Origin of the sequence: Streptococcus mitis (assembly GCF_901542415.1) — a bacterium.
In the GTDB taxonomy this organism is placed as follows: domain Bacteria; phylum Bacillota; class Bacilli; order Lactobacillales; family Streptococcaceae; genus Streptococcus; species Streptococcus mitis_BL.
Genome location: NZ_CABEHV010000004.1, coordinates 1,730,414 through 1,752,393, shown reverse-complemented (window position 1 = coordinate 1,752,393; position 21,980 = coordinate 1,730,414). Strand labels below are relative to the sequence as shown.

At 40.2% G+C, this 21,980-nt stretch carries 18 protein-coding genes; 5 read left to right on the top strand and 13 right to left on the bottom strand.

The window, feature by feature from the left end; genetic code table 11:
• Nucleotides 1-75 precede the first annotated feature (75 nt).
• The 8 genes from glmS to ruvB all read right to left on the bottom strand — a co-directional run bounded on the left by glmS (nucleotide 76) and on the right by ruvB (nucleotide 10,055).
• Entirely contained in the window at nucleotides 76-1,884 is a 1,809-nt protein-coding gene (gene glmS / locus FQT24_RS09145; protein WP_143952796.1) for a glutamine--fructose-6-phosphate transaminase (isomerizing), read from the bottom strand.
• A 192-nt stretch (nucleotides 1,885-2,076) separates the two neighbouring features.
• Nucleotides 2,077-3,456, bottom strand: coding sequence for a 6-phospho-beta-glucosidase (bglA, locus tag FQT24_RS09140; RefSeq protein ID WP_143952795.1), 1,380 nt, complete (start codon nucleotides 3,454-3,456; stop codon nucleotides 2,077-2,079).
• A 98-nt stretch (nucleotides 3,457-3,554) separates the two neighbouring features.
• Nucleotides 3,555-5,408, bottom strand: coding sequence for a proline--tRNA ligase (locus tag FQT24_RS09135; RefSeq protein WP_143952794.1), 1,854 nt, complete (start codon nucleotides 5,406-5,408; stop codon nucleotides 3,555-3,557).
• Nucleotides 5,409-5,420: 12 nt separating this feature from the next.
• Nucleotides 5,421-6,680 carry an RIP metalloprotease RseP gene (rseP, locus tag FQT24_RS09130; RefSeq protein ID WP_084862787.1) on the bottom strand — a complete coding sequence of 420 codons (1,260 nt, stop codon included), beginning with the start codon at nucleotides 6,678-6,680 and terminating at the stop codon, nucleotides 5,421-5,423.
• 21 nt (nucleotides 6,681-6,701) lie between these two features.
• Entirely contained in the window at nucleotides 6,702-7,505 is an 804-nt protein-coding gene (locus tag FQT24_RS09125; protein ID WP_033689427.1) for a phosphatidate cytidylyltransferase, read from the bottom strand.
• A gap of 8 nt (nucleotides 7,506-7,513) precedes the next feature.
• On the bottom strand, nucleotides 7,514-8,272 hold the full coding sequence (locus FQT24_RS09120) for an isoprenyl transferase (RefSeq protein ID WP_143952793.1): 759 nt from the start codon (nucleotides 8,270-8,272) through the stop codon (nucleotides 7,514-7,516).
• 231 nt (nucleotides 8,273-8,503) lie between these two features.
• A complete protein-coding gene (locus tag FQT24_RS09115) occupies nucleotides 8,504-9,076 on the bottom strand; it encodes a nucleotidyltransferase family protein (RefSeq protein ID WP_045612346.1) in 573 nt (190 codons plus the stop codon).
• Entirely contained in the window at nucleotides 9,057-10,055 is a 999-nt protein-coding gene (ruvB, locus tag FQT24_RS09110) for a Holliday junction branch migration DNA helicase RuvB (protein ID WP_143952792.1), read from the bottom strand. The genes FQT24_RS09115 and ruvB overlap by 20 nt, the downstream gene beginning before the upstream one ends.
• A gap of 133 nt (nucleotides 10,056-10,188) precedes the next feature.
• Between ruvB and FQT24_RS09105 the strand changes: the two genes are divergently transcribed.
• On the top strand, nucleotides 10,189-10,281 hold the full coding sequence (locus tag FQT24_RS09105) for a type I toxin-antitoxin system Fst family toxin (RefSeq protein ID WP_000970382.1): 93 nt from the start codon (nucleotides 10,189-10,191) through the stop codon (nucleotides 10,279-10,281).
• A gap of 828 nt (nucleotides 10,282-11,109) precedes the next feature.
• On the opposite strand, the gene FQT24_RS09100 is transcribed toward FQT24_RS09105, so the two are convergent.
• The 5 genes from FQT24_RS09100 to leuS form a co-directional block, all read right to left on the bottom strand.
• The gene (locus tag FQT24_RS09100; RefSeq protein WP_143952791.1) at nucleotides 11,110-11,526 is read right to left on the bottom strand and encodes a GNAT family N-acetyltransferase; all 417 of its coding nucleotides are present in this window, start codon (nucleotides 11,524-11,526) and stop codon (nucleotides 11,110-11,112) included.
• An 11-nt stretch (nucleotides 11,527-11,537) separates the two neighbouring features.
• Nucleotides 11,538-12,233, bottom strand: a complete 696-nt coding sequence (locus tag FQT24_RS09095) for a GNAT family N-acetyltransferase (RefSeq protein WP_143952790.1) — start codon at nucleotides 12,231-12,233, stop codon at nucleotides 11,538-11,540.
• A gap of 297 nt (nucleotides 12,234-12,530) precedes the next feature.
• Nucleotides 12,531-13,763, bottom strand: coding sequence for an acyl-CoA thioesterase/BAAT N-terminal domain-containing protein (locus tag FQT24_RS09090; protein WP_143952789.1), 1,233 nt, complete (start codon nucleotides 13,761-13,763; stop codon nucleotides 12,531-12,533).
• Nucleotides 13,764-13,819: 56 nt separating this feature from the next.
• On the bottom strand, nucleotides 13,820-14,275 hold the full coding sequence (locus FQT24_RS09085) for a MarR family winged helix-turn-helix transcriptional regulator (protein WP_125415555.1): 456 nt from the start codon (nucleotides 14,273-14,275) through the stop codon (nucleotides 13,820-13,822).
• Between the two features lie 92 nt (nucleotides 14,276-14,367).
• Complete coding sequence (gene leuS / locus FQT24_RS09080) at nucleotides 14,368-16,869, bottom strand: leucine--tRNA ligase (RefSeq protein WP_143952788.1); 2,502 nt, start codon at nucleotides 16,867-16,869, stop codon at nucleotides 14,368-14,370.
• Between the two features lie 147 nt (nucleotides 16,870-17,016).
• Between leuS and FQT24_RS09075 the strand changes: the two genes are divergently transcribed.
• From FQT24_RS09075 to FQT24_RS09060, 4 genes are all read left to right on the top strand, one after another.
• The gene (locus FQT24_RS09075; protein WP_143952787.1) at nucleotides 17,017-18,666 is read left to right on the top strand and encodes a sensor histidine kinase; all 1,650 of its coding nucleotides are present in this window, start codon (nucleotides 17,017-17,019) and stop codon (nucleotides 18,664-18,666) included.
• Nucleotides 18,659-19,429 carry a response regulator transcription factor gene (locus FQT24_RS09070; RefSeq protein WP_143952786.1) on the top strand — a complete coding sequence of 257 codons (771 nt, stop codon included), beginning with the start codon at nucleotides 18,659-18,661 and terminating at the stop codon, nucleotides 19,427-19,429. Before FQT24_RS09075 ends, FQT24_RS09070 begins: the two co-directional genes overlap by 8 nt.
• A gap of 292 nt (nucleotides 19,430-19,721) precedes the next feature.
• A complete protein-coding gene (locus FQT24_RS09065; RefSeq protein WP_143952785.1) occupies nucleotides 19,722-20,762 on the top strand; it encodes an ABC transporter substrate-binding protein in 1,041 nt (346 codons plus the stop codon).
• A 161-nt stretch (nucleotides 20,763-20,923) separates the two neighbouring features.
• Nucleotides 20,924-21,970, top strand: coding sequence for an ABC transporter substrate-binding protein (locus FQT24_RS09060; RefSeq protein WP_143952784.1), 1,047 nt, complete (start codon nucleotides 20,924-20,926; stop codon nucleotides 21,968-21,970).
• The last annotated feature ends 10 nt before the right edge of the window (nucleotides 21,971-21,980 follow it).

Below are 21,980 nucleotides of genomic sequence, written 5' to 3'. Positions count from 1 at the left end.
TATTCTAACACGAATCTTGAGTACAAGCAACCCATTTGCTCATAAGAAAAAGCCTAGATAACTAGACTTTTTAGCTTATTCTACCGTTACTGACTTGGCAAGATTACGTGGTTTATCCACATCAAGGCCACGGTGGAGTGTTGCAAAGTAAGCGACCAATTGCGTTGGCACGACCATTGAGATTGGTGAGAGGTAAGGGTGTACAGTCGTAAGGACGATATCGTCTGTATCTTTGGCAACATTCTCTTCTGCGATAGTGAGGACTTTGGCACCACGGGCTGCAACCTCTTGGATATTTCCACGAGTGTGGTTGGCAAGGACTGGATCTGACAAGAGGGCCAAGACTGGCGTTCCTTCTTCAATCAAGGCAATGGTTCCATGCTTGAGTTCTCCTGCCGCAAAGCCTTCACACTGGATGTAAGAAATCTCTTTGAGTTTGAGACTTGCTTCCATGGCTACATAGTAATCTTGACCACGTCCGATATAAAAGGCGTTGCGAGTTGTTTCAAGAAGCTCACGAACCTTGGCTTCAATGGTTTCTTTCTCTGAAAGAGTTGACTCGATAGACTGAGCTACGATTGACAACTCATGAACCAGGTCGAAGGCTTGAGCTTTAGCATTGCCGTTTGCTTCACCAACTGCTTTTGCCAGGAAGGCAAGGGCTGCAATTTGCGCTGTATAAGCCTTGGTTGAGGCTACGGCAATTTCAGGTCCTGCATGAAGGAGCATGGTATGGTTGGCTTCACGAGAAAGAGTTGAACCTGGGACATTTGTCACTGTCAAGCTTGGGATTCCCATTTCATTAGCCTTGACTAAAACTTGACGACTATCCGCTGTTTCACCAGACTGGCTGATAAAGATGAAGAGTGGTTTCTTGCTGAGAAGTGGCATACCGTAGCCCCACTCAGATGAGATTCCAAGTTCAACTGGTGTATCCGTCAATTCTTCCAGCATCTTCTTAGAAGCAAATCCTGCGTGGTAAGATGTTCCAGCTGCAAGGATATAGATGCGGTCTGCGTCTTGAACAGCCTGGATGATAGCTGGGTCTACTACTACTTGACCAGCCTCATCTGTGTAGGCTTGGATTAGTTTACGCATAACAGTTGGTTGCTCGTCAATTTCCTTAAGCATGTAGTAAGGGTAAGTTCCTTTACCGATATCTGACAAGTCTAGCTCAGCAGTGTAGCTAGCACGCTCACGACTATTACCATCATAGTCTTGAACTTCCACGCTATCAGCCTTGACGATTACCAACTCTTGGTCATGAATTTCCATGTATTGATTGGTCTCACGAATCATAGCCATAGCATCTGAGCAGACCATGTTATATCCTTCCCCAAGACCAATCAAAAGTGGTGATTTATTCTTAGCTACGTAGATAACTTCAGGATTTTCAGAGTCAATCAAGGCAAAGGCATAAGAACCACGGATGATGTGAAGAGCTTTTTTGAAGGCTTCAAGAACTGAGAGCCCTTCTTCTTCCGCAAATTTTCCAATCAAATGAACGGCAATTTCAGTGTCTGTTTGCCCTTTGAAGTGGTGACCTGCAAGGTATTCTTCCTTGATTTCAAGGTAGTTCTCAATCACTCCATTGTGCACCAAGACAAAACGTTCTGTCTCAGAGCGGTGTGGGTGAGCATTGTCTTCCGTTGGTTTCCCGTGAGTCGCCCAACGAGTATGTCCGATACCAGTTGTACCCTCAACACCAGCTGTCTTAGCAGATAATTCTGCGATACGACCGACAGCCTTGACTAGGTGATTTTCAGCACCACCTAGGACAAAAATCCCCGCAGAATCATAGCCACGGTATTCGAGCTTTTCAAGCCCTTGAATCAAAATATCAGTTGCATTTGTGTTTCCAACAACACCAACAATTCCACACATAGTATATACGACACAGACCAGCTGTGCTTTCTCCTTAAAATTGGTATAGTCTAATTCCTCTTTTATAGAATCAGCAAAAACAGTATATACTTGTTTCTTTCACTTGTCAAGAGTAAAAATTGGTATAGTTCAAATTACCCTTCTGTATTCAAAAAAGCTCTGACCAATTAGGATAATCAGTCAGAGTCCTTTTTAAAATCCATTATTGTCGCTTAATTCCTTGAACCAGTGCCCTGATTTCTTCAGACGACGTTCTTGCGTTTCCAAGTCTAATTCGACCAAGCCATAGCGATTTTTATAGCTATTGAGCCATGACCAGCAATCGATAAAGGTCCAGATTAAGTATCCTTTACAGTTGGCTCCATCTTCAATAGCACGGTGAAGTTCGCGAAGATGACCTTTTACAAAGTCAATACGGTAATCATCTTGAATCATTCCATTCTCACGGAATTTTTCTTCCCCTTCAACACCCATACCATTCTCTGTCAACATCCACTCAATATTGCCATAATTTTCCTTGATATTTTGTGCAATGTCATAAATCCCTTGCTCATAAATCTCCCACCCACGATGAGGATTGATTTTACGTCCAGGCATCACATAAGGCTCGTAAAAATGTTCTGGTAAGAGTGGACTTTCTGGATGCTTAGCAAATCGAGGAGCCATAACACGCAAAGGTTGATAGTAGTTGACACCAAGGAAGTCCACCGTATTGTCACGAATGAGATCCAACTCCTCCTCTGTAGCATCAGGCAAGAGACCGTGTTCATGCAAGATTTCTACTAACTCCTGTGGATAAGTACCCAAAACGGACGGATCTAAGAAAGATTGAGCTTGAAAAAGGTCCGAAATGCGAGCTGCCTTAACATCAGCAGGATGCTGGCTACGTGGATAAGCCGGTGTCAAGTTTAAGACAATCCCAATCTTGGAATCAGGCAAGAGTTCATGGCAGGCCTTGACCGCCCGACTGCTGGCCAATTGTGTATGATAAGCTACTTTAACGGCTGCCTCTGCATCCACCTTATGTGGATAATGGGCATCGTAAAAATAGCCAAATTCTACTGGAACGATTGGCTCGTTAAAGGTAATCCATTGATCCACTAAATCTGCATAAGTCTCAAAACAAAAACGAGCATAGTCTTCATAGGCTGAGACAGTTGCCTTATTTTCCCAACCATCACCATCCTCTTGAAGGGCAAAAGGCAAATCAAAATGATAAAGATTGACTAAAAGACGAATCCCTTTGGCCTTAATAGCCTCAAAAACCTTACGGTAAAAGTCTACACCTTGAGGATTGACTTCCCCACGCCCTTGTGGAAAAATCCGTGACCACTGAATAGAAGTCCGAAAGGCCGTGTGACCAGTTTCTAACAAGAGGTCAATATCCTTTTCCCAGTTTTCATAAAAGGTTGATGTTTTATCTGGACCAATCCCATTATAGTAACGATTTGGCTCCACTTGGTACCAATAATCCCAGAGATTATCTCCCTTACCGTCACCAGCTACACGTCCTTCTGTTTGTGGTCCAGAAGTAGAGGATCCCCAGACAAAATCCTTTGGAAATCTTAGCATACATTTACCTCTTTATCTACTCATTTTTCCCATTATACAGAAAAAACAAGGTAAAAACTAGTTACATTTTTTCCTTGTTTTTCTTCTGATTATAGTTTTTATTTCTTACTAAGGATTTCAAGCGTTTCGAGCAAGTTATCTGCATGAACTTCGATGGTGTCACCAGTCGCTTTAATCTTAACTTCTACGATGCCATCGGCCGCTTTCTTCCCAACAGTGATACGAATTGGCAATCCAATCAAGTCGCTATCACTGAATTTGACTCCGACACGTTCGTTACGGTCGTCTGTCAAAACTTCGTAACCAGCTCCCATCAAACTTGCTTCAAGCTTTTCTGTCAAGGCTTGCGCTTCTTCGTCCTTGATATTGACAGTGATCAAGTGAACATCAAATGGCGCCAATTCTTTAGGGAAGTTGATTCCCCAAGCGTAACGATATTCACCTTTTGGTGTCTTATTAACAAAGAGGCGAGCGTGTTGCTCCATCACTGCTGAAAGGAGACGGCTGACACCGATACCGTAACATCCCATGATAATTGGCACAGCACGGCCATTTTCATCCAAAACATCTGCTCCCATACTTGCTGAATAGCGAGTACCGAGTTTGAAGATGTGACCAATTTCAATACCACGCGCAAAGTTAAGAACACCTTGTCCGTCTGGTGAAATTTCACCCTCACGAACTTCACGGATATCCACATAGTCTGCAGTAAAATCACGACCTGGGTTCACACCAGTCAAGTGGTAGCCATCTTCGTTAGCACCCACAACTGCATTTCGAACATCTTGCACCTTACGGTCTGCAATGATTTTAACATTCTCTGGCAAACCAACTGGCCCAAGTGAACCAAATCCTGCTTGCACAACACTTGCTACTTCTTCTTCGCTAGCAACGTCAAAGAAATCTGCTCCCAAGTGGTTTTTCAACTTGACTTCGTTAAGTTGATCATTTCCAACTAGAAGGGCTGCAACAAGCTCACCATCTGCCATGTAGAAGAGAGTTTTAATTGTTTGTTCTTCTGGAACGTTGAGGAAGGCTGCAACTTCATCGATTGATTTAACATCTGGTGTTGCAACACGAGTCACTTCTTCTTCAGCGACAACACGGTTGCTTGGTTTGTACTCGTTTGTTGCCATTTCCAAGTTGGCTGCATAGCTAGATTCACTTGAGTAAGCAATGGTATCCTCACCAGAAACCATCCATTTAAGCAATTCTGCCTTGATTTCTTCTTGCACTTCTGCAGGAATTTCATCAAATGAGGCAACTGACTTGTCCAAGACAACCCAGCGGTCAAGGTCTGTACGAGCAGGTGTAATGGCCATAAATTCTTGGCTATCCTTACCACCCATGGCTCCACCGTCACCAATGATAGCCTTGAAGTCTAAACCACTACGAGTGAAAATACGCTCATAAGCAGCCTTGTACTCATCGTAAACACTGTCCAAGCTATCATAGTTAGCGTGGAAACTGTAAGCATCCTTCATGATAAACTCACGTGTACGGAGAAGTCCATTACGTGGGCGTTTTTCATCACGATACTTAGGCTGGATTTGATAAAGATTAAGTGGCAATTGCTTGTAAGACTTAACAGAATCACGGACAATAGCTGTAAAGGTTTCTTCGTGAGTTGGACCTAGGATAAAGTCTGATTTTTCACGGTTTTTTAGTTTATAAAGGTCCTCACCATAAGTTTCGTAACGACCTGATTCGCGCCACAATTCTGCACTAAGAAGGGCAGGAGCCAACATCTCAACGGCACCAATCTTGTCGAATTCTTGGCGCATGATATTTTTAGCTTTTTCAATCACACGGTTGGCAAGTGGTAGGTAAGAATAAACACCTGCAGATACTTGGCGAACATAACCAGCTCGCAACATAAGAGCATGGCTGATAACTTGAGCATCGCTTGGCATTTCGCGAAGCGTTGGGATAGGCATTTTACTTTGTTTCATAATATTCCTCGATTATCTAAAAAAGAGTCGCATAATGTCATTCCAGGTCACAGCAATCATCAAGACAACCATGATGACCACTCCGGCCAAGGTGACATAGGTTTCAATTTCTTGTTTCAATGGTTTACGGCGAATAGCTTCCAGAATATTGAGCACAATCTTACCACCATCCAGAGCTGGAATCGGAATAAGGTTAAAAATCCCGATATTGATGGAAATCACTGCCAAGAAGTACAAGACATTCTCAATTCCATTTTTAGCAGCATCACTACTTGCCTTAAAGATGGCAACAGGTCCACCTAGCTTGTTCAAATCCGGTTGGAAAATCAGATTTTTCAGTTCTGAGAGAATTCGGAGGGCCGAGTCAGCAGCAGTTGTAAAACCACCTACAAACATAGATACAAAATCTGACTTAATCCCCGGTTGAACACCTAGAAGGTAACGGCCTTGACTTTCTTCCGGAGTAACAGTGACTTGTTTGTCACTCCCCTTTTCAGAAATAGTCACATCCAAGGTCGGGGCCGTCTTATCTTTGGTTTCTGATTCCACAGCCTGAATCAAACTTTCCCAGTTGCTAACCTCATGTGAGCCAATCTTGGTAATTTGTGCCGTTTCTGGTACTCCTACCTTAGCCAAAGCCCCTTGAGGCATAATATGGAACTGGTTGGTATCGACATCTCTGACACCACCCTGCATGAAGATTAAAATCCAGAAAACAACGACACCTAAGATGAAGTTGTTCATAGGACCTGCAAAATTAGTAATGAGTTTCCCCCAGATAGTCGCATTTTGATATTGTACATCTAAAGGTGCAATCCGAACCTCAGTTCCATCTGCTTCCACAACCGTTGCGTCGTGATCCACTGCAAATGTTTTTTCTTCTTCCAGAACCAATCCTTTGATAAAGAGCTTGTCTTCAAAGTCAAACTGGGTCACCTGCATAGGAAGAGCTGTTTGATCCAATTTTTTACCTGAGAGATTGATGCGTTTAACCTTACCATCATCAGTAAGCGTCAAACTGACAGGAGTTCCTGTCTTGATTTCAGTTGTATCATCACCCCAACCGGCCATACGGACATAGCCACCTAGAGGCAAGATCCGAATGGTATAGGCTGTCCCATCCTTGCCAATATGAGCAAAGATTTTGGGTCCCATACCGATGGCAAATTCACGCACTAGAATCCCTGATTTCTTAGCAAAGTAGAAGTGCCCGAACTCGTGCACCACTACAATAATCCCAAAAACCAGAATAAAGGTTAAAATTCCGAGCATAGTATTTCCTCCGTCTTTTGATTAAAAGAGTCCAAATAAGTGCATGATTGGAAATACAAGCAACATACTATCGAAACGATCCAAAACACCACCATGTCCAGGGATAAATTTCCCAGAATCCTTGACACCAAAGTGACGCTTAATCGAACTTTCTAGTAAATCACCAAATTGTCCAGCTATGCTAAAGAAAATAGCAAAGACTGACATCTTGTAAATTCCATACGGAAGAGCAACTGTATTGTCAAACATCATAAAGATGATGGTTACTAAAATAGCACCTAAAATACCACCCAAGGCACCCTCAAAGGTTTTATTTGGAGAAACTGTCGGAGCTAATTTCCGTTTACCATAGTTCATCCCAACAAGATAGGCACCACTGTCTGTCGCCCAGACAATACACAAGGCCAAGAGCGCCTTGTCTAAACCCGCAACACGAGCATCTAGTAAAGCATTAAATCCAAAGCCAACATAGAAACTCATAGCAAGAGGGAAAACAGCGTCCTCAATCGTATAAGACTTGCTAAAAACGGTCGTTCCTAACATGATTGAAATCAAAACACTATAGGCAACCACATTCCCATCAACTGGTAAAAAAGTCAGATAATTCTCCAAGGGAATGGTCAAGGCAAAGGTTGCAAAGAGGGTCAAGAGGCCCTCCATCGTCATGGTCTCTAGACCTCTCATCTTCAAAAGTTCATGCATGGCTAGCATGGCTATGATTCCAATTGCTATCTGAAGCAAGAGGCCCCCAATCATTAAAATTGGTAGGAAAATAGCCAGGGCAATCCCTGCAAACAAGGTTCTTTTCTGTAAATCCTGTGTCATATTTCCTCCTAAACTCCTCCAAATCGGCGATGACGACGATTGTAGGCAAGAATGGCTTCCTGCAAGGCCACCTCGTCAAAATCAGGCCACAAGGTATCTGTAAAATAGAGCTCACTGTAGGCTCCCTGCCATGGAAGGAAATTGCTCAAACGCAATTCTCCACTAGTCCGAATAATCAAGTCTGGGTCTCGTAACTCCTTAGGCAAATGCTGGGTGAAGAGATAGTTGCCAATCAATTCCTCTGTGATGTCACCTGGGTTGATTTTGGCATCTAACACATCCTGGGAAATCAACTTAAGAGCCTGTGTAATCTCAGCACGTCCACCATAGTTGAGGGCGAAATTAAGTATCAAACCTGTGTTGTTCTTAGTCAATTCCTCAGCCTTGGTTAAAGCATCAAAAGTCTGCTTAGGCAGGCGGTCTGTCTCCCCAATCATTTGAATCTTAACATTATTCGCATGCAATTCCGGGACATAATTATCATAAAACTCTACTGGCAAGTTCATGATAAACTTGACTTCCTGATCTGGACGGGTCCAGTTTTCCGTAGAAAAAGCATAGACCGTAATAACCTTAACGCCTAGTTTGTTAGCTGCCTTGGTCACAGTTTGCAATGCTTCCATGCCCGCCTTGTGTCCAAAAACTCGCGGTTGCATACGTTTTTTAGCCCAACGGCCATTGCCATCCATGATGATGCCGATATGAGCAGGAACCTGTGTCGGAACCTCTACTTCCACAGCCTTATCTTTCTTAAAAAATCCAAACATGATCTTATTCCTATTCAAAAATCTATCGTTTCATTATACCATATTTCCCTATTTTCTTCTATCACTAAGCTATTTATTCTCAGGCACCAAGCCCATTTTTCAAAAAAATAAGCCACCTGATTGGGCGACTCTATTTTTTATAGGGAGATTATTATGAAAAAGTTTTAGGAGTTTAAGTTAAGATCTTCTTAACTTATGAACTTAGTATACACTTCCTAGCTTAAAGTTTCCTTAAGTATTTTTAAAAATCAAATTTTTCCATTTCTCCTGCCAATTTTTCTTGGATAATCGTGTTTGATAGAGAACCATTCGGTCTTGATTCTCTAAAAAATGAGGAGTTGGACGAACTTGAAAATTCAAAATATCCTCCAAACCGTATGGAGTAAAGAGTTCCAAAACGGATTTTTCATTCAAGCGCAGTCCAACAGCCGTACATCGTTCTGGATACTTACTCATAGCATCACAAGAGCTGCTATAGGGAGCAGTATGAGGGCTGTGCTGGTGCATATAGACTTGATTTTTCAATTCCCACTGATACTGAGGAAAATCCGCTCTCAACTTTTTCTCTAGGAACAAGGTTTCCTCATAAGAAATATCCGGATCAAAGAAAATCACATCTACATCTGTTTCAAGATCAAATGCTGGTCTCTCTGACAAGAGATTCCAGATAAAATTTCTGACAGAACCTGCTGCCAACCAAGAATCTTTCAGACCAAGGTTTCGGATGATAGTCAAAATAGCCATCATATCCGGATTTTCTCTGAAAGAGTCTAAAATTTCAGCCTTATTTTTCAATATATTCATACCCTAAATGCTCATATGCCTTAGCAGTCGCCACCCGTCCAGAACGTGTCCGCATGATAAAACCTTTTTGAATCAAGTAGGGCTCATACATGTCTTCAACTGTCTCACGCTCTTCTGCTATGTTAACAGAAAGAGTTCCTAGACCAACAGGACCACCACCGTACATCTCAATCATGGTGCGAAGGATTTTCTGGTCCACATAGTCCAGACCTTCATGGTCAACATCCAGCATAGTCAAAGCCTTATCAGTAATAAGATCATCGATAACCCCATTCCCCATAATCTGGGCAAAATCGCGCACGCGTTTGAGGAGACGATTGGCAATACGAGGGGTTCCACGACTACGTAGGGCTAATTCAGATGCTGCCTCATGAGTGATTTCCATCTCAAAAATATCTGCCGTCCGCTCAACAATTTCCGTCAAGTCAGCATGGGCATAATACTCCATGTGACCTGTAATTCCAAAACGTGCCCGTAGCGGATTTGAGAGCATACCAGCCCGAGTCGTCGCACCAATCAAAGTGAAAGGTGGCAACTCCAAATGAACACTGCGACTGCCTTCACCAGCCCCAATCATGATATCAATGTAGAAGTCCTCCATGGCACTATAAAGCACCTCTTCCACTGACATTGGCAAACGATGAATCTCATCAATAAAGAGAACATCCCCAGGCTCTAAGTCATTCAAAATCGCTACCAAATCACCGGCTTTTTCAATGACTGGACCCGAAGTCTGCTTAAGATTTACTCCCAGTTCATTGGCAATTACAAAAGCCATGGTCGTTTTCCCCAGACCTGGAGGTCCAAATAAGAGGACATGATCCAGCGCCTCATCCCGCATTTTGGCAGCTTCGATAAAGATTTCGAGCTGGTCCTTGACTTTATCCTGCCCAATATATTCACGTAAATACTGAGGACGGAGCGTGCGTTCCACTAACTCCTCGTCCCCCATTATCTCATTGTCTAAAATTCTACTCATGGCTCTATTATATCAAAAATCCAAGCCACAAACAAAAAAGCCACCTGATTAGGTGACCCCCAAGTTTAGCATTTATGTGGTATAATATTCATCGGCACTTCTACACCGCCTACGAAAGGAGGTGAGATAGCCCATGATGGAATTAGTACTCAAAACTATCATCGGACCAATTGTGGTCGGTGTCGTTCTTCGCTTAGTCGATAAATGGCTAAACAAGGACAAATAGTGTCAAAAAAGACCCCCAAGCTTATTTGGACGTGAGCTTGGGGTCTTTTCTAGCCTATGATATAGAACTAGTACTCAATTCCTTTTTATTATCCCATAGTTCACAAATTTTGTCAAAGGTTTACATTCTCAGCTTTGCAAGCTTTAACCGCTTTATAACAAGACTTTCAAGTTTAAGAGAAAATTAGGGATTCTATCAATTTCATAGAAATTTTGATTTAGTAAACGAAGAGACAATCTTATATGTCACTTCTCATTTAATACGCCACTACTAGACAAGCAAAATCATTATTACAGTAGTTCCAGTCCCTCAATTAACAGTCACTTACATTCAAAGTGAGGTTGAAGTAGCCGAAGTAACAGCAAACCTATTTCTTAGTCATATTCGCTAAAAAGATCCCCGCCAATTCCCCGACCAAAATCCGAAAAATATCTGAAAATATCGAAAAATGATGTTTAGAACACTCCCAAAAAGCCTAGAACAAAGCCAAAAAACTCCACCTGATTGGGTGGAGTTAAGGGAGATTATTATGAAAAAGAAAAGTTTAGGATTTTATTAAATAAAGTTAGGAGGTCTTTATTTAATAACTATATGATACAAGACGAAGCTTAAAACTAGCTTAACTTTTCTCAAATTTTACTATTTTGCAAAAAATTTCTATCACCATCACCTCACCACGAAAAAAAGCCACCTGATTGGGTGACTTCATTAGGAGATTATGATGAAAAAAGTTTTAGGATTTCATTAAATAAAGTTAGGAGGTCTTTATTTAATGACTATATGATACTAGACCATCCTTAAACTTTGCTTAAGAAAAAACAAGTTTTATTATTTTTCTCGATTCACCCAAGTCATCCCTATACAATTATAGGTGGATAAGGCTTCAAAACCCAAAGAACGATAGAATACCAAGGTTCTTTCTGTCTGGTCTGTCACCAGCTGGACTTGATAGGCATCTTTGTAATCCTCTAAAGCCTCTTTCATTAGGGCACTACCAATCCCTTGACGCTGATAGATTGGTAAAACAATTAAATCCTGAACCAATACTGATGAGAATCCATCTCCAACCAAACGAATCAAGCCCACCACAGCATCGCCATCAAGCGCCAGATAAATCACTAATGAATGAGATAAGGCCTGCTCCAGCATCTCTGGTTGATGGGTATAATTTGTCCAACCGACAGCCTGATAGAGATGCAAAACATCCTCTAGCTTGACAATTTCTTGCTTTTTAATAGTAATCATCTCAACTCCTCTTAGAGTTCTCTCAAGCTCTTGTACTGCTGTCCATTTTTATCAAAGTTTTCAGGACGCAACCACGTTTCCAAACGAGATTTGACTTGGGGCCAGTCCTTATCAATCATAGATAACCAATCCGTATCTCTCGTACGGCCCTTATAAACCACTGCCTGACGGAAAGTTCCTTCATAGACAAAGCCCAAACGTTCCGCTGCTCGTCTGGATGGCAGATTTAAGGCATCGCATTTCCACTCATAACGACGATAGTTCAGCTCCTCAAAAACATAGCGAGCCAGAAGATACTGAGCCTCTGTCCCTATCCGTGTCCCCCTGAGTTCTGGAGAAAAAGTGACTGCGCCCACTTCTATCACTCGGTTATTCTGGTCAATGCGCATGAGAGAAAAAGTTCCCAAAGCCTTACCAGTCGCCTTGTCTATGATTGCATAGTAAAAACGGTCCTTACGAGCCAACATCTGATTTAAAATGCTAACCAACTCTTCCATATCTGCTACTGGCTCCTGAAAAAGATAGGTCCACATCTCCCGAGGAGTATCCGGGCCATAAACAGCTAGCAAATCCTCCGCATGCTTTTCTACCGAGAGAGCCTCTATTCGAGCATAACGCCCTTCTAAGAAATCAATAGAAGGCAGTGCACCGGGTGTATAACCTTCCATTGACTCACCAATCATCTGACCATATTCGTTTACTGGCATAGCTTTCTCCTTATTCACTTATTGAATATAGTATAACATATCTCAATGAAAATTTTAGGAAACACTTGGTTTTCTATTCAATAATGCAAACTCCTCTTATAAAAATCATCCATCCACTTTATGGAGGAATAATCAAATATGGGAACGAGTGAGTTAATGTCCCTTATGCTTCTCTCTATTTTTTACTGTTTGTATTCAAATTTCTCTTGTTTTAGTGTTTGCTTTTGTAGACTGGACTACCAACCAGAACTGTGTTTTTATCTTAGTTAGGACTATTATAGTACGGTTCAGCACTATCTACAAATTCTTCAGATGTGTATCAAAAAAATTTATCGTAACAAGCCAAGAGTCTACACTTTCTTTCATTAATAAGCGCCAATCTTTTCGATAACGATGATTCGGTTGATAAGCAACCGTCAACATATGCCCTGTTTCATGGTATTTTTTAAACAAAATGGATTCCCCTTTATAATGTGAAATGATATCATCTATCGCGGATGATGCATTCCATATTTCATCAACATCGCTTCCTAGTAATAATAAAGGGGAGGAAATTTTACTCACATCAATCTGAGCCCTACTATCTTCAGGAATATGTTTTCCAAAAAACTTATTTAACAAATACTCTCCTAACTGAAATTTTTGATAAGGAAGTTCCTTTTGTAAATATGTCCAAGAAGATGAATTAGAATTGAGTTTTCCCTTTATTCCCTCAAATATTACATTTGAGGGGGAATTGAGTACCAAACATTGCACATCTTCCAAAATACTTTGTCCAGCCAGAACAAGCTCTGCTCCTTTAGAGCGACCATATATTCCTATTTTTGTATTATCAACTTGAGGATGATGATATAGAAAATCTTTCGCCTCCTCCAGACATTCTATTGGAATTCGTTCTAAATTTTGGGGTAATCCCTCTAAACCAAAATAAGCTATCGCAAGACAAATATAGCCTCTAGAAGATAAAAGTTGGGCAATATTCTGAGCTTTTTCAATTCTTCCCTCACTACCGCTAACAATAATCACGGCTGGCGCCCTTCTTAACTTTTCATCATAAAATAATCGACCTTGAAAATGCTTGTCATAGATATCTTGATATCTTACTCCCAGATTCATATAACGCCTTACAAAACTTTGCTCCGCGACCATATCTTTTCCCAGCCTGATTTTAATTTCAACACCAAAACAATCTCGTAATGGAATTCTATCAAGAGAACTCGGTAATCTCCTTTTCCTATTCTTCAACGGTTTCGCATTAAAGAATAATCCCATTTCTGAAACTCCTTTATAAGATCCCGAAATAGATGCTGTCTGAGAGGTATCAATCATACCGTCCTGATCAGATAAAAAAATTGCGGTTGATTTCCATATAACATCATGATCTAAAAGCAAGGGAGCATTTATACAGTAATAATCAGACAGGTACATTTCTACACAATACATTGCCCTTGGTTCTAAACCATTAATAGCAATATAAAAAGATTCATCCGCTAAATCTGTTTGTGAAATCAGTTCTATGTTTACAGTCATATCTTCTCCTTTTTGTTAATTTACTTAACAATTATATTTGAAATTTACCGTGACTTTTACCACGGTAATTCTCCCCACACCTTTTCAATATCATCCATCAATTTCACAACTGTTTTAAGTTCCACCTCGCTATAGTTGTTTAAAACTGAAAAGATTGATTTTTCAATATATTCTTGTTGCTCCTTATGGATTTTAAAAATTTCGATGCCTTTTTCAGATAATCTCAAATATTTATTTTTCCCATTATTCGGATCAAAATCAAAAACAACTAAATTTTTTTGAATCAATCTCCTAACACTTTGAGTTATTGCACTTCTTGAAACTTCTAATAATTCAGATAATTTTACTAGATTTAAGGGTTGATTTTTCCCAATCACAACAATCAAATGTACCTCATTCAACGTAATGGATTTGTCAACACCACTTTTATGTTGATTTTTTTTTAACTGGTCAAACGCTAAAATAAATCTATTGAAACGATTATTAAATGCAATAAATTCTTTTTTATCCATAATCTCTCTTTCCTTTGTTAATCATATTAACAAAACAGAAACTTCCTGTCAAATAAAAAATCCTCCAGATTCTACTCTGAAGGATTCCTATCTTATTTCACAACGATATTAACGAGCTTGTTAGGTACCGCAATCACTTTCACGATTTCCTTACCGTCAATCTCTGCTTTGACTTTTTCGTCAGCCAGAGCAATTTCTTGCAATTCTTCGCGTGATAGGTCTTTAGCAACCATCAATTTGGCACGAACTTTTCCTTTGATTTGGACGACGATTTCGATTTCGTCTTCAACCAATTTACTTTCGTCCCAAGTTGGCCAAGCCACGTAAGAGATGGACTCACCTGTTGCTGTAACTGTTTGCCAGAGTTCTTCTGCCAAGTGAGGTGCAAATGGGGCAATCAATTGGATAAAGCCTTTGGCATAGTCCACATAGAGTTTGTCTTCCTTGTTGGCAGCGTTGACAAAGACCATAAGTTGGGCAATGGCTGTGTTGAATTTCATGGATTCGATTTGCTCAGTAACAGATTTGACTGTTTCATTGTAAACCTTGTCAAGAGCACCATTATTTTCCGCAACAATTTCTTTACTTGTAATCAAACGGTAAACACGGTCAAGGAATTTACGGCTTCCTTCCAAACCTTCTTCTGACCAAGCGATGGAAGCATCGAGTGGCCCCATGAACATTTCATAAACACGAAGGGTATCAGCACCATATTGTTCCACCACATCGTCTGGGTTGACAACGTTCTTGAGCGATTTAGACATCTTGGCTGGTGCTTGCTCCAACTCTTCTCCTGTTTCCACATGGAAGAAAGAACCGTCACGTTTTTCAACCTTATCAGTCGCTACAAGAGCTCCACGGTGGTCACGGTAGCTTGTTCCCAAAATCATTCCTTGGTTAAAGAGTTTTTGGAATGGTTCTTTAGTTGGAACAACACCGATATCATAGAGGAATTTATGCCAGAAACGAGCGTAAAGCAAGTGAAGTACAGCGTGCTCTGCACCACCCACATAGATGTCTACTGGCAACCATTGTTTGAGGAGGTCCTCATCAGCCAATTTCTCAGTATTGTGTGGATCAATATAGCGGAGGTAGTACCAGCTTGAACCAGCCCATTGTGGCATGGTGTTGGTTTCACGACGACCTTTAACGCCATCTTCACGCGTCACTTCCAACCAGTCAGTCAAGTTAGCCAATGGGCTTTCACCAGTACCTGAAGGACGGATATCCTTGGTGACTGGCAAGACAAGTGGGAGTTCACTTTCAGGAATAGCTGTTGAAGTCCCATCTTCCCAATGAATGATTGGGATTGGCTCACCCCAGTAACGTTGACGGCTAAAGAGCCAGTCGCGGAGACGGTAGGTAACCTTCTCTTGTCCACAACCCTTCTCTTCCAACCAAGCCACAATTTTAGCAATAGCGACTTCTTTGTTAAGGCCATCTAGGAAGTCTGAATTGACATGAAGACCATCTTCAGTATAGGCAGCTTCTTCAACGTTTCCACCTTCTAGCACTTCTACGATTGGTAGGCCAAATTGTTTGGCAAATTCCCAGTCACGTTGGTCATGGGCAGGCACAGCCATTACCGCACCTGTACCATAGCTAGCAAGAACATAGTCCGCAATCCAGATTGGAATTTCCTTGCCATTGACAGGGTTGATGGCATAAGCACCCGTCCAAACCCCTGTTTTTTCCTTGGCAAGGTCGGTACGAGCCAAGTCAGACTTGAGACTAGCTTGGTGTTTGTAGTCAGCTACTGCCTCAGCTTGCTCTGGACTTGTGATAGCGTCAACCAAGTCATGCTCAGGAGCCAAGACAGTGAAAGTCGCACCGAAAAGAGTGTCAGGACGAGTCGTAAAGACTGTGAATTCCTTGTCTGTTCCCTTAACTTTAAAGGTTACATTGGCACCAGTTGATTTACCAATCCAGTTGCGTTGCATATCCTTGATAGATTCTGGCCAATCCAACTCATCCAAGTCATTAAGCAATCGCTCTGCATAGGCCGTGATTTTAAGCATCCATTGACGCATCGGTTTGCGGACAACTGGATAGCCTCCACGCTCAGACGTTCCGTCAGGAAGGACTTCTTCGTTGGCGATGGCTGTTCCCAACTCTTCAACCCAGTTTACTGGCACTTCCGCTTCATAGGCCAAGCCTTTTTCGTAAAGCTTGGTGAAGATCCACTGCGTCCACTTATAGTAGTTTGGATCTGTTGTGTTAACCTCACGATCCCAGTCATAAGAGAAGCCAAGCGCATTGATTTGACGTTTGAAGTTGGCAATGTTTTCCGCTGTAAATTCTGCCGGGTCATTCCCCGTATCCATAGCGTATTGCTCTGCAGGCAAACCAAAGGCATCCCAACCCATTGGGTGAAGGACATTATAGCCTTGCGCACGTTTGTAACGACTTAGGATATCGGTTGCAGTGTAGCCTTCTGGGTGTCCTACGTGCAGACCTGCTCCAGACGGGTAAGGGAACATGTCAAGCGCATAAAACTTCGGTTTTGAGGCATCTGTTCCTGTCTTAAATGTATGATGTTCTGCCCAGTAGCCCTGCCACTTAGGCTCAATTTCTTTATGATTGTAAAAACTCATGGTCTCTCTCCAATTTTGTGATGTTACTATTATACCATTTTTGAGGGAATTTGGTCTCGTTCTATTCTATACTTTTCTATTTTACCTTGCTCTAGAATTTTTAAACTGCTATACTTATAACAGAAAACCCTTCCAAGGAGGTAGCGGATGTCTCATTCCTTTAAAAAATCTCTCCAAAAAGAAATTCTCCATAGAAGCTCTATCGCAGCCTTTGTGACCTCACTCTTACTACTCATTTTACTTTTTGGTTTTTCCTATGTTTTACAAAAGCAGCAACTCTCCAAAGATACAAGACAGATTGTAAAACAGGTTCAAGAAATGAAAGAAGCAAATAATGAGCTCCTAACTACCATGAACCATAAAATGATTCCTGGATTTTTGGATGGCAAACACACAGAGAGAGAGGTCTTTAGCTTATTTTACGAGACAAAAGCTAAATTAAAACTTAGTTCTGACCTCATTATCCTAAGTGATACAGGTGATTTACTATTTAGTACCAATCGAAATCACCAAGAAAGTATTTTATCACCCTACTATCTAAAACTGCTCATTCAAAATCCTTCTCAAGATAAAGTTACAGAAAAAATTGCTCTCTCTTCAGACAAGCAACACTACACACTCTTTATCAAACCACTACTTCAAGACCAACGAGTTATAGCCTATACGATTGCTTTCGTAAATGAGAATGATTTCATCTCAAGTTTCCCAATGATAAATTCTAAATACATCATTACCGATAACTTTGGTAATATGTTTTCCAACAATACAAATCAATTTACTCGTTCCACTCTTGAAAAATTTGATGAAAAACTCCTACACTCTCGCACCCACTGGTATGCGAACGAACCGCTTATTGTTCAAAAAGAAAAAGTCGGTGCTATTTTTTCAATCTATACTTTTCAATCCTTCTTTCCTATTCCTAGCTTACTTGGTCTAGCCTCCATTCTCACCTTATGTATATTCTTCCTCTACTTCTGGCAAGCAAGACGAATTGCTCACAAAATTGCTACACACAACGCTGTTCCTATTGAAAGCTTGGTTTACCAACTTCAAGAAATTCCCAAACAAGCAGAAAAAAGGCTTTCTCTACAAACAGGTGATGAGTTTGAGTTTATGGCAGAAAAAATCAACAATATGTTGTATGAATTAGATCAACTTCATCAGAAAATGTTGACCATAGAAAAAGAAAAGTGGATTTTTGAAAGAAAAATGCTGGAAGCTCAGTTCAATCCTCATTTTCTCTACAATACACTTGAGACGATTAAAATCACTTCTTTAATGGATGCCGCTCTCACACAAGACCTGATTCAAAACCTCACGCGCATTCTTCGCTACAGTATCACCGATTTAGAAAAGGAAACAACCATTTGTCAGGATTTAAAGATTATAGAGGATTACCTAATTATTCATAAGATTCGTTTTGAGCACTTTTCTTATGATATTGTCTGTCCAGAAACTGTCGATAATCAGCCTATTCCTAAACTTTTCTTGCTTCCTCTAGTAGAAAATGCTATAAAATATGGGATGCAATACCGTATTGATCTTCATATTGATATCCAAATTACCTTGGAAGCAGATTCTCTAACTTTTTTAGTCAAGGATAATGCTGGAGGACTCACAAAACAAGAGCGACTCGCTATTTTAGACTCTTTAGAAAGCCCTCATACCCAGCATGGCATCGTTAACAGCTATAAACGATTGAGCAATTTCTTTTCTGATGTCCAGCTAGATTTAGGAGTCAATCGCCAAGGAGAAACTTGGGTCAAATTTATAACGAAAGGACTAACTCATGTTTAAGCTCATTATCGTAGAAGACGAACACCTCATCCGAAAATGGCTAGAAATTGCCGTAGACTACTCTGCCTTAGGTATCCAAGTCGTAGGAACTGCCAGTCACGGTCAAGAGGGAATGAAACTCATCCAAGAAAAAGAACCTCATATTGTCTTAACAGACATCACAATGCCAATTATGGATGCTTTTATGATGTTCGAAGCCACTCGTACTCTCTCCTATGAAAAAGTTATCTTATCAGGTTATAACGATTTTCAAAATGCCAAAAAAGCCATGCAATATGGGGCAGTTGATTTCTTATCCAAACCAATTGATACCAAGGAGTTGACAGAATGTCTTCAAAACATTGTTTTGCGATTACGAGTTAGCACTCGTCAAGAAACTCCTTTTTTAGAAGAATATCAAACTTTACTTACCTCTATCCAACAAATTGATACACAAAACCAAATCATTCAGCAAATTCTTGAATTTGTGCACCAACACTACTGCATGCACTTTACCATTTCTAGCATTGCAGAGAATCTAGGATATAGTGAAAGTTATCTATATAAGGTTATCAAAGAAGACTTCCCAATGACGCTAAATGAATATATCTTACGCTACCGCCTCAAGCAAGCTATAGATAAAATGGCTGAGTCTCCTAATTCTCCCTTAAGCGATATCTCTGAACAAGTTGGATTTTCAGACTATAAATATTTTGCCAAAGTTTTTAAAAAATATCTCCATATTTCTCCAAAAGAATTAAAACTTATGGATAAAAATCATTGATGTAAAAGGATTGCTCAACTCTAGCAATCTTTTTATTTTGTACTTTTACCCAATGAAAATCAAAGTGCTAACTACTCAAATCATAGCTTTGAGATTGCAGATAAAGCGACGTGTTTTAAAGAGTATTACCATCAAAATCTCAGCTAAAATCCACCAATCCTTGATCTAGGAACTCATTCCCTATTTTTCGTTTTAGATTTCTTTAAGGTTTTTATTATATCCTGTAGGACTCTACAATTTAAAAACATTAACAATCTAGGTAGAGAAAATGTTCGTAAAAAAGGAGATACTTATGAAAAAAATACTATTCTTTCTCTCTTGTGGCTGGATATTCCTTTCTTTATCAGGATGTTCTTCTCCTATAGAAGCGGAAACTAGCACTGAAAAAGATTCAGATAGCACTTTGGTTGTCTACTCGCCTAACCCTGAAGACCTTATCGAAGAAACAGTCCCAGCCTTCGAAGAAAAATATGGTATTAAGGTTGACTTAGTACAAGCCAGCACTGGTGAATTGTTCAAAAAAGCTGAGGCCGAAAAAGAATCCCCTGTAGCTGATGTCATTTTCGGAGGCTCCTACGCCCTCTTCTCTTCTAACGAAAATCTTTTTGAGCCTTATATTTCTCAAGAGAACGACCAGATAATCCCTGATTATCAAAACAAAACCGGATTCTATACGCCTTATACACTTGATGTCAGTGTCATCATTGCCAATTCATCCCTTACAAAAGATATAAAAATTGAAGGCTACAATGATCTACTCAATCCTAAATTAAAAGGAAAAATTGCTACTGCTGATCCAAGTAATGCTTCTAGCGCCTTTGCACAATTAACAAACATGCTTGTCGATCAAGGTGGATACGAAAATGAACAAGCTTGGACCTATGTGAAAAATCTATTTACCCTAGTAGATGGAAAGATTGCATCTAGCTCTTCAAATGTTTACAAAGCTGTCGCCGACGGAGAAATGGCTGTAGGACTTACCTATGAAGATCCTGCTTTAAAACTCTTAAATGATGGGGTTGATGTAAAAGTCATTTATCCAAAAGAAGGAACCGTATTTTTACCTGGTAATGCAGCTATCGTCAAAAACGCCAAACACATGGAAAATGCCAAGAAGTTTATCGATTTCCTCCTTTCACAAGAAATCCAAGATAAGCTAGGAACCGAAACTACAATCCGACCTATTCGTAAAAATGCTAAAACCAATAAAAATATGAAGGCTATGACAGAAATCAATGTTGCTACTGAAGATTCAGATTATGTCATCAAGAACAAATCCGCTATTCTTAAAAAGTACAATGATATTTTTACAGATATCCAATCTAAAAAATAACATTTGATACTCAATAATTAACTATCAAACCCTACTATAAAATTAAAAAGATTACTTCCGTTTTTGTAGAGAATTTTACTCTAATAGAATAGAATTATCGGTTTTAAAAACGCTTACATTGTTTTAAAATAAACTTAAATAACATAACGGAGGTATCCATCATGAAAAAGAAATGGATATATTATGCTGCTTGCGGACTAGCTCTTTTTGGTCTTGCTGCTTGTTCTTCTAATGAATCTGCCGATGGCGGTTCATCTGATAAAGGAGACGGCGGTTCGCTAGTCGTTTATTCACCAAACTCAGAGGGCTTAATCGGAGCAACTATTCCTGCCTTTGAAGAAAAATATGGTATCAAAGTAGAACTGATTCAAGCTGGTACCGGAGAGCTTTTCAAAAAACTGGAGTCAGAAAAAGAAGCTCCTGTAGCTGATGTCATCTTTGGTGGTTCTTATACACAATATGCTACCCACGGAGAACTCTTTGAAAACTATACTTCAAAAGAAAATGATAATGTTATCAAAGAATATCAAAACACAACTGGCTACTCTACACCTTATACACTAGATGGTAGTGTTTTAATCGTCAATCCTGATTTAACAAAAGGCATGAACATCGAAGGATATAGCGACCTTCTCAAACCTGAACTAAAAGGAAAAATCGCAACTGCTGACCCAGCAAACTCTTCTAGCGCCTTTGCTCAATTAACAAATATGCTACAAGCTCAAGGTGGTTACAAAGACGATAAAGCTTGGTCTTATGTAAAAGATCTCTTCACACTTATTGATGGTAAAATCGGTTCAAGCTCATCTGGTGTCTATAAAGCAGTCGCTGACGGAGAAATGGCTGTTGGTCTCTCTTATGAAGATCCAGCAGTTAAACTCTTAAATGACGGAGCTAATATCAAGGTAGTCTATCCAAAAGAAGGAACCGTCTTCCTACCTGCTAGTGCTGCTATCGTTAAAAAAGCGAAAAATATGGAAAATGCCAAGAAATTTATCGATTTTATTATCTCTCAAGAAGTACAAGATACACTTGGTACAACCACTACTAACCGTCCTGTTCGTAAAAATGCCAAAACAAGCGAAAACATGAAACCAATTGACAAAATCAAAACACTCACTGAAGATTATGATTATGTCATCAAGAATAAATCAGATATTGTTAAGAAATACAACGAAGTCTTTACAGATATCCAATCTAAACAGTAAAAGAGGTTCA

Excerpts from the sequence above, each read along its gene's own strand:
- rseP (WP_084862787.1), bottom strand. The coding sequence starts at position 6,680 with ATGCTCGGAATTTTAACCTTTATTCTGGTTTTTGGGATTATTGTAGTG.
- FQT24_RS09135 (WP_143952794.1), bottom strand. The coding sequence starts at position 5,408 with ATGAAACAAAGTAAAATGCCTATCCCAACGCTTCGCGAAATGCCAAGC.
- FQT24_RS09100 (WP_143952791.1), bottom strand. The coding sequence starts at position 11,526 with ATGATTACTATTAAAAAGCAAGAAATTGTCAAGCTAGAGGATGTTTTG.
- FQT24_RS09095 (WP_143952790.1), bottom strand. The coding sequence starts at position 12,233 with ATGCCAGTAAACGAATATGGTCAGATGATTGGTGAGTCAATGGAAGGT.
- FQT24_RS09075 (WP_143952787.1), top strand. The coding sequence starts at position 17,017 with ATGTCTCATTCCTTTAAAAAATCTCTCCAAAAAGAAATTCTCCATAGA.
- FQT24_RS09105 (WP_000970382.1), top strand. The coding sequence starts at position 10,189 with ATGATGGAATTAGTACTCAAAACTATCATCGGACCAATTGTGGTCGGT.
- FQT24_RS09125 (WP_033689427.1), bottom strand. The coding sequence starts at position 7,505 with ATGACACAGGATTTACAGAAAAGAACCTTGTTTGCAGGGATTGCCCTG.
- FQT24_RS09090 (WP_143952789.1), bottom strand. The coding sequence starts at position 13,763 with ATGACTGTAAACATAGAACTGATTTCACAAACAGATTTAGCGGATGAA.
- glmS (WP_143952796.1), bottom strand. The coding sequence starts at position 1,884 with ATGTGTGGAATTGTTGGTGTTGTTGGAAACACAAATGCAACTGATATT.
- bglA (WP_143952795.1), bottom strand. The coding sequence starts at position 3,456 with ATGCTAAGATTTCCAAAGGATTTTGTCTGGGGATCCTCTACTTCTGGA.
- FQT24_RS09065 (WP_143952785.1), top strand. The coding sequence starts at position 19,722 with ATGAAAAAAATACTATTCTTTCTCTCTTGTGGCTGGATATTCCTTTCT.
- ruvB (WP_143952792.1), bottom strand. The coding sequence starts at position 10,055 with ATGAGTAGAATTTTAGACAATGAGATAATGGGGGACGAGGAGTTAGTG.
- FQT24_RS09120 (WP_143952793.1), bottom strand. The coding sequence starts at position 8,272 with ATGTTTGGATTTTTTAAGAAAGATAAGGCTGTGGAAGTAGAGGTTCCG.
- FQT24_RS09115 (WP_045612346.1), bottom strand. The coding sequence starts at position 9,076 with ATGAATATATTGAAAAATAAGGCTGAAATTTTAGACTCTTTCAGAGAA.
- FQT24_RS09070 (WP_143952786.1), top strand. The coding sequence starts at position 18,659 with ATGTTTAAGCTCATTATCGTAGAAGACGAACACCTCATCCGAAAATGG.
- leuS (WP_143952788.1), bottom strand. The coding sequence starts at position 16,869 with ATGAGTTTTTACAATCATAAAGAAATTGAGCCTAAGTGGCAGGGCTAC.
- FQT24_RS09085 (WP_125415555.1), bottom strand. The coding sequence starts at position 14,275 with ATGGATAAAAAAGAATTTATTGCATTTAATAATCGTTTCAATAGATTT.
- FQT24_RS09060 (WP_143952784.1), top strand. The coding sequence starts at position 20,924 with ATGAAAAAGAAATGGATATATTATGCTGCTTGCGGACTAGCTCTTTTT.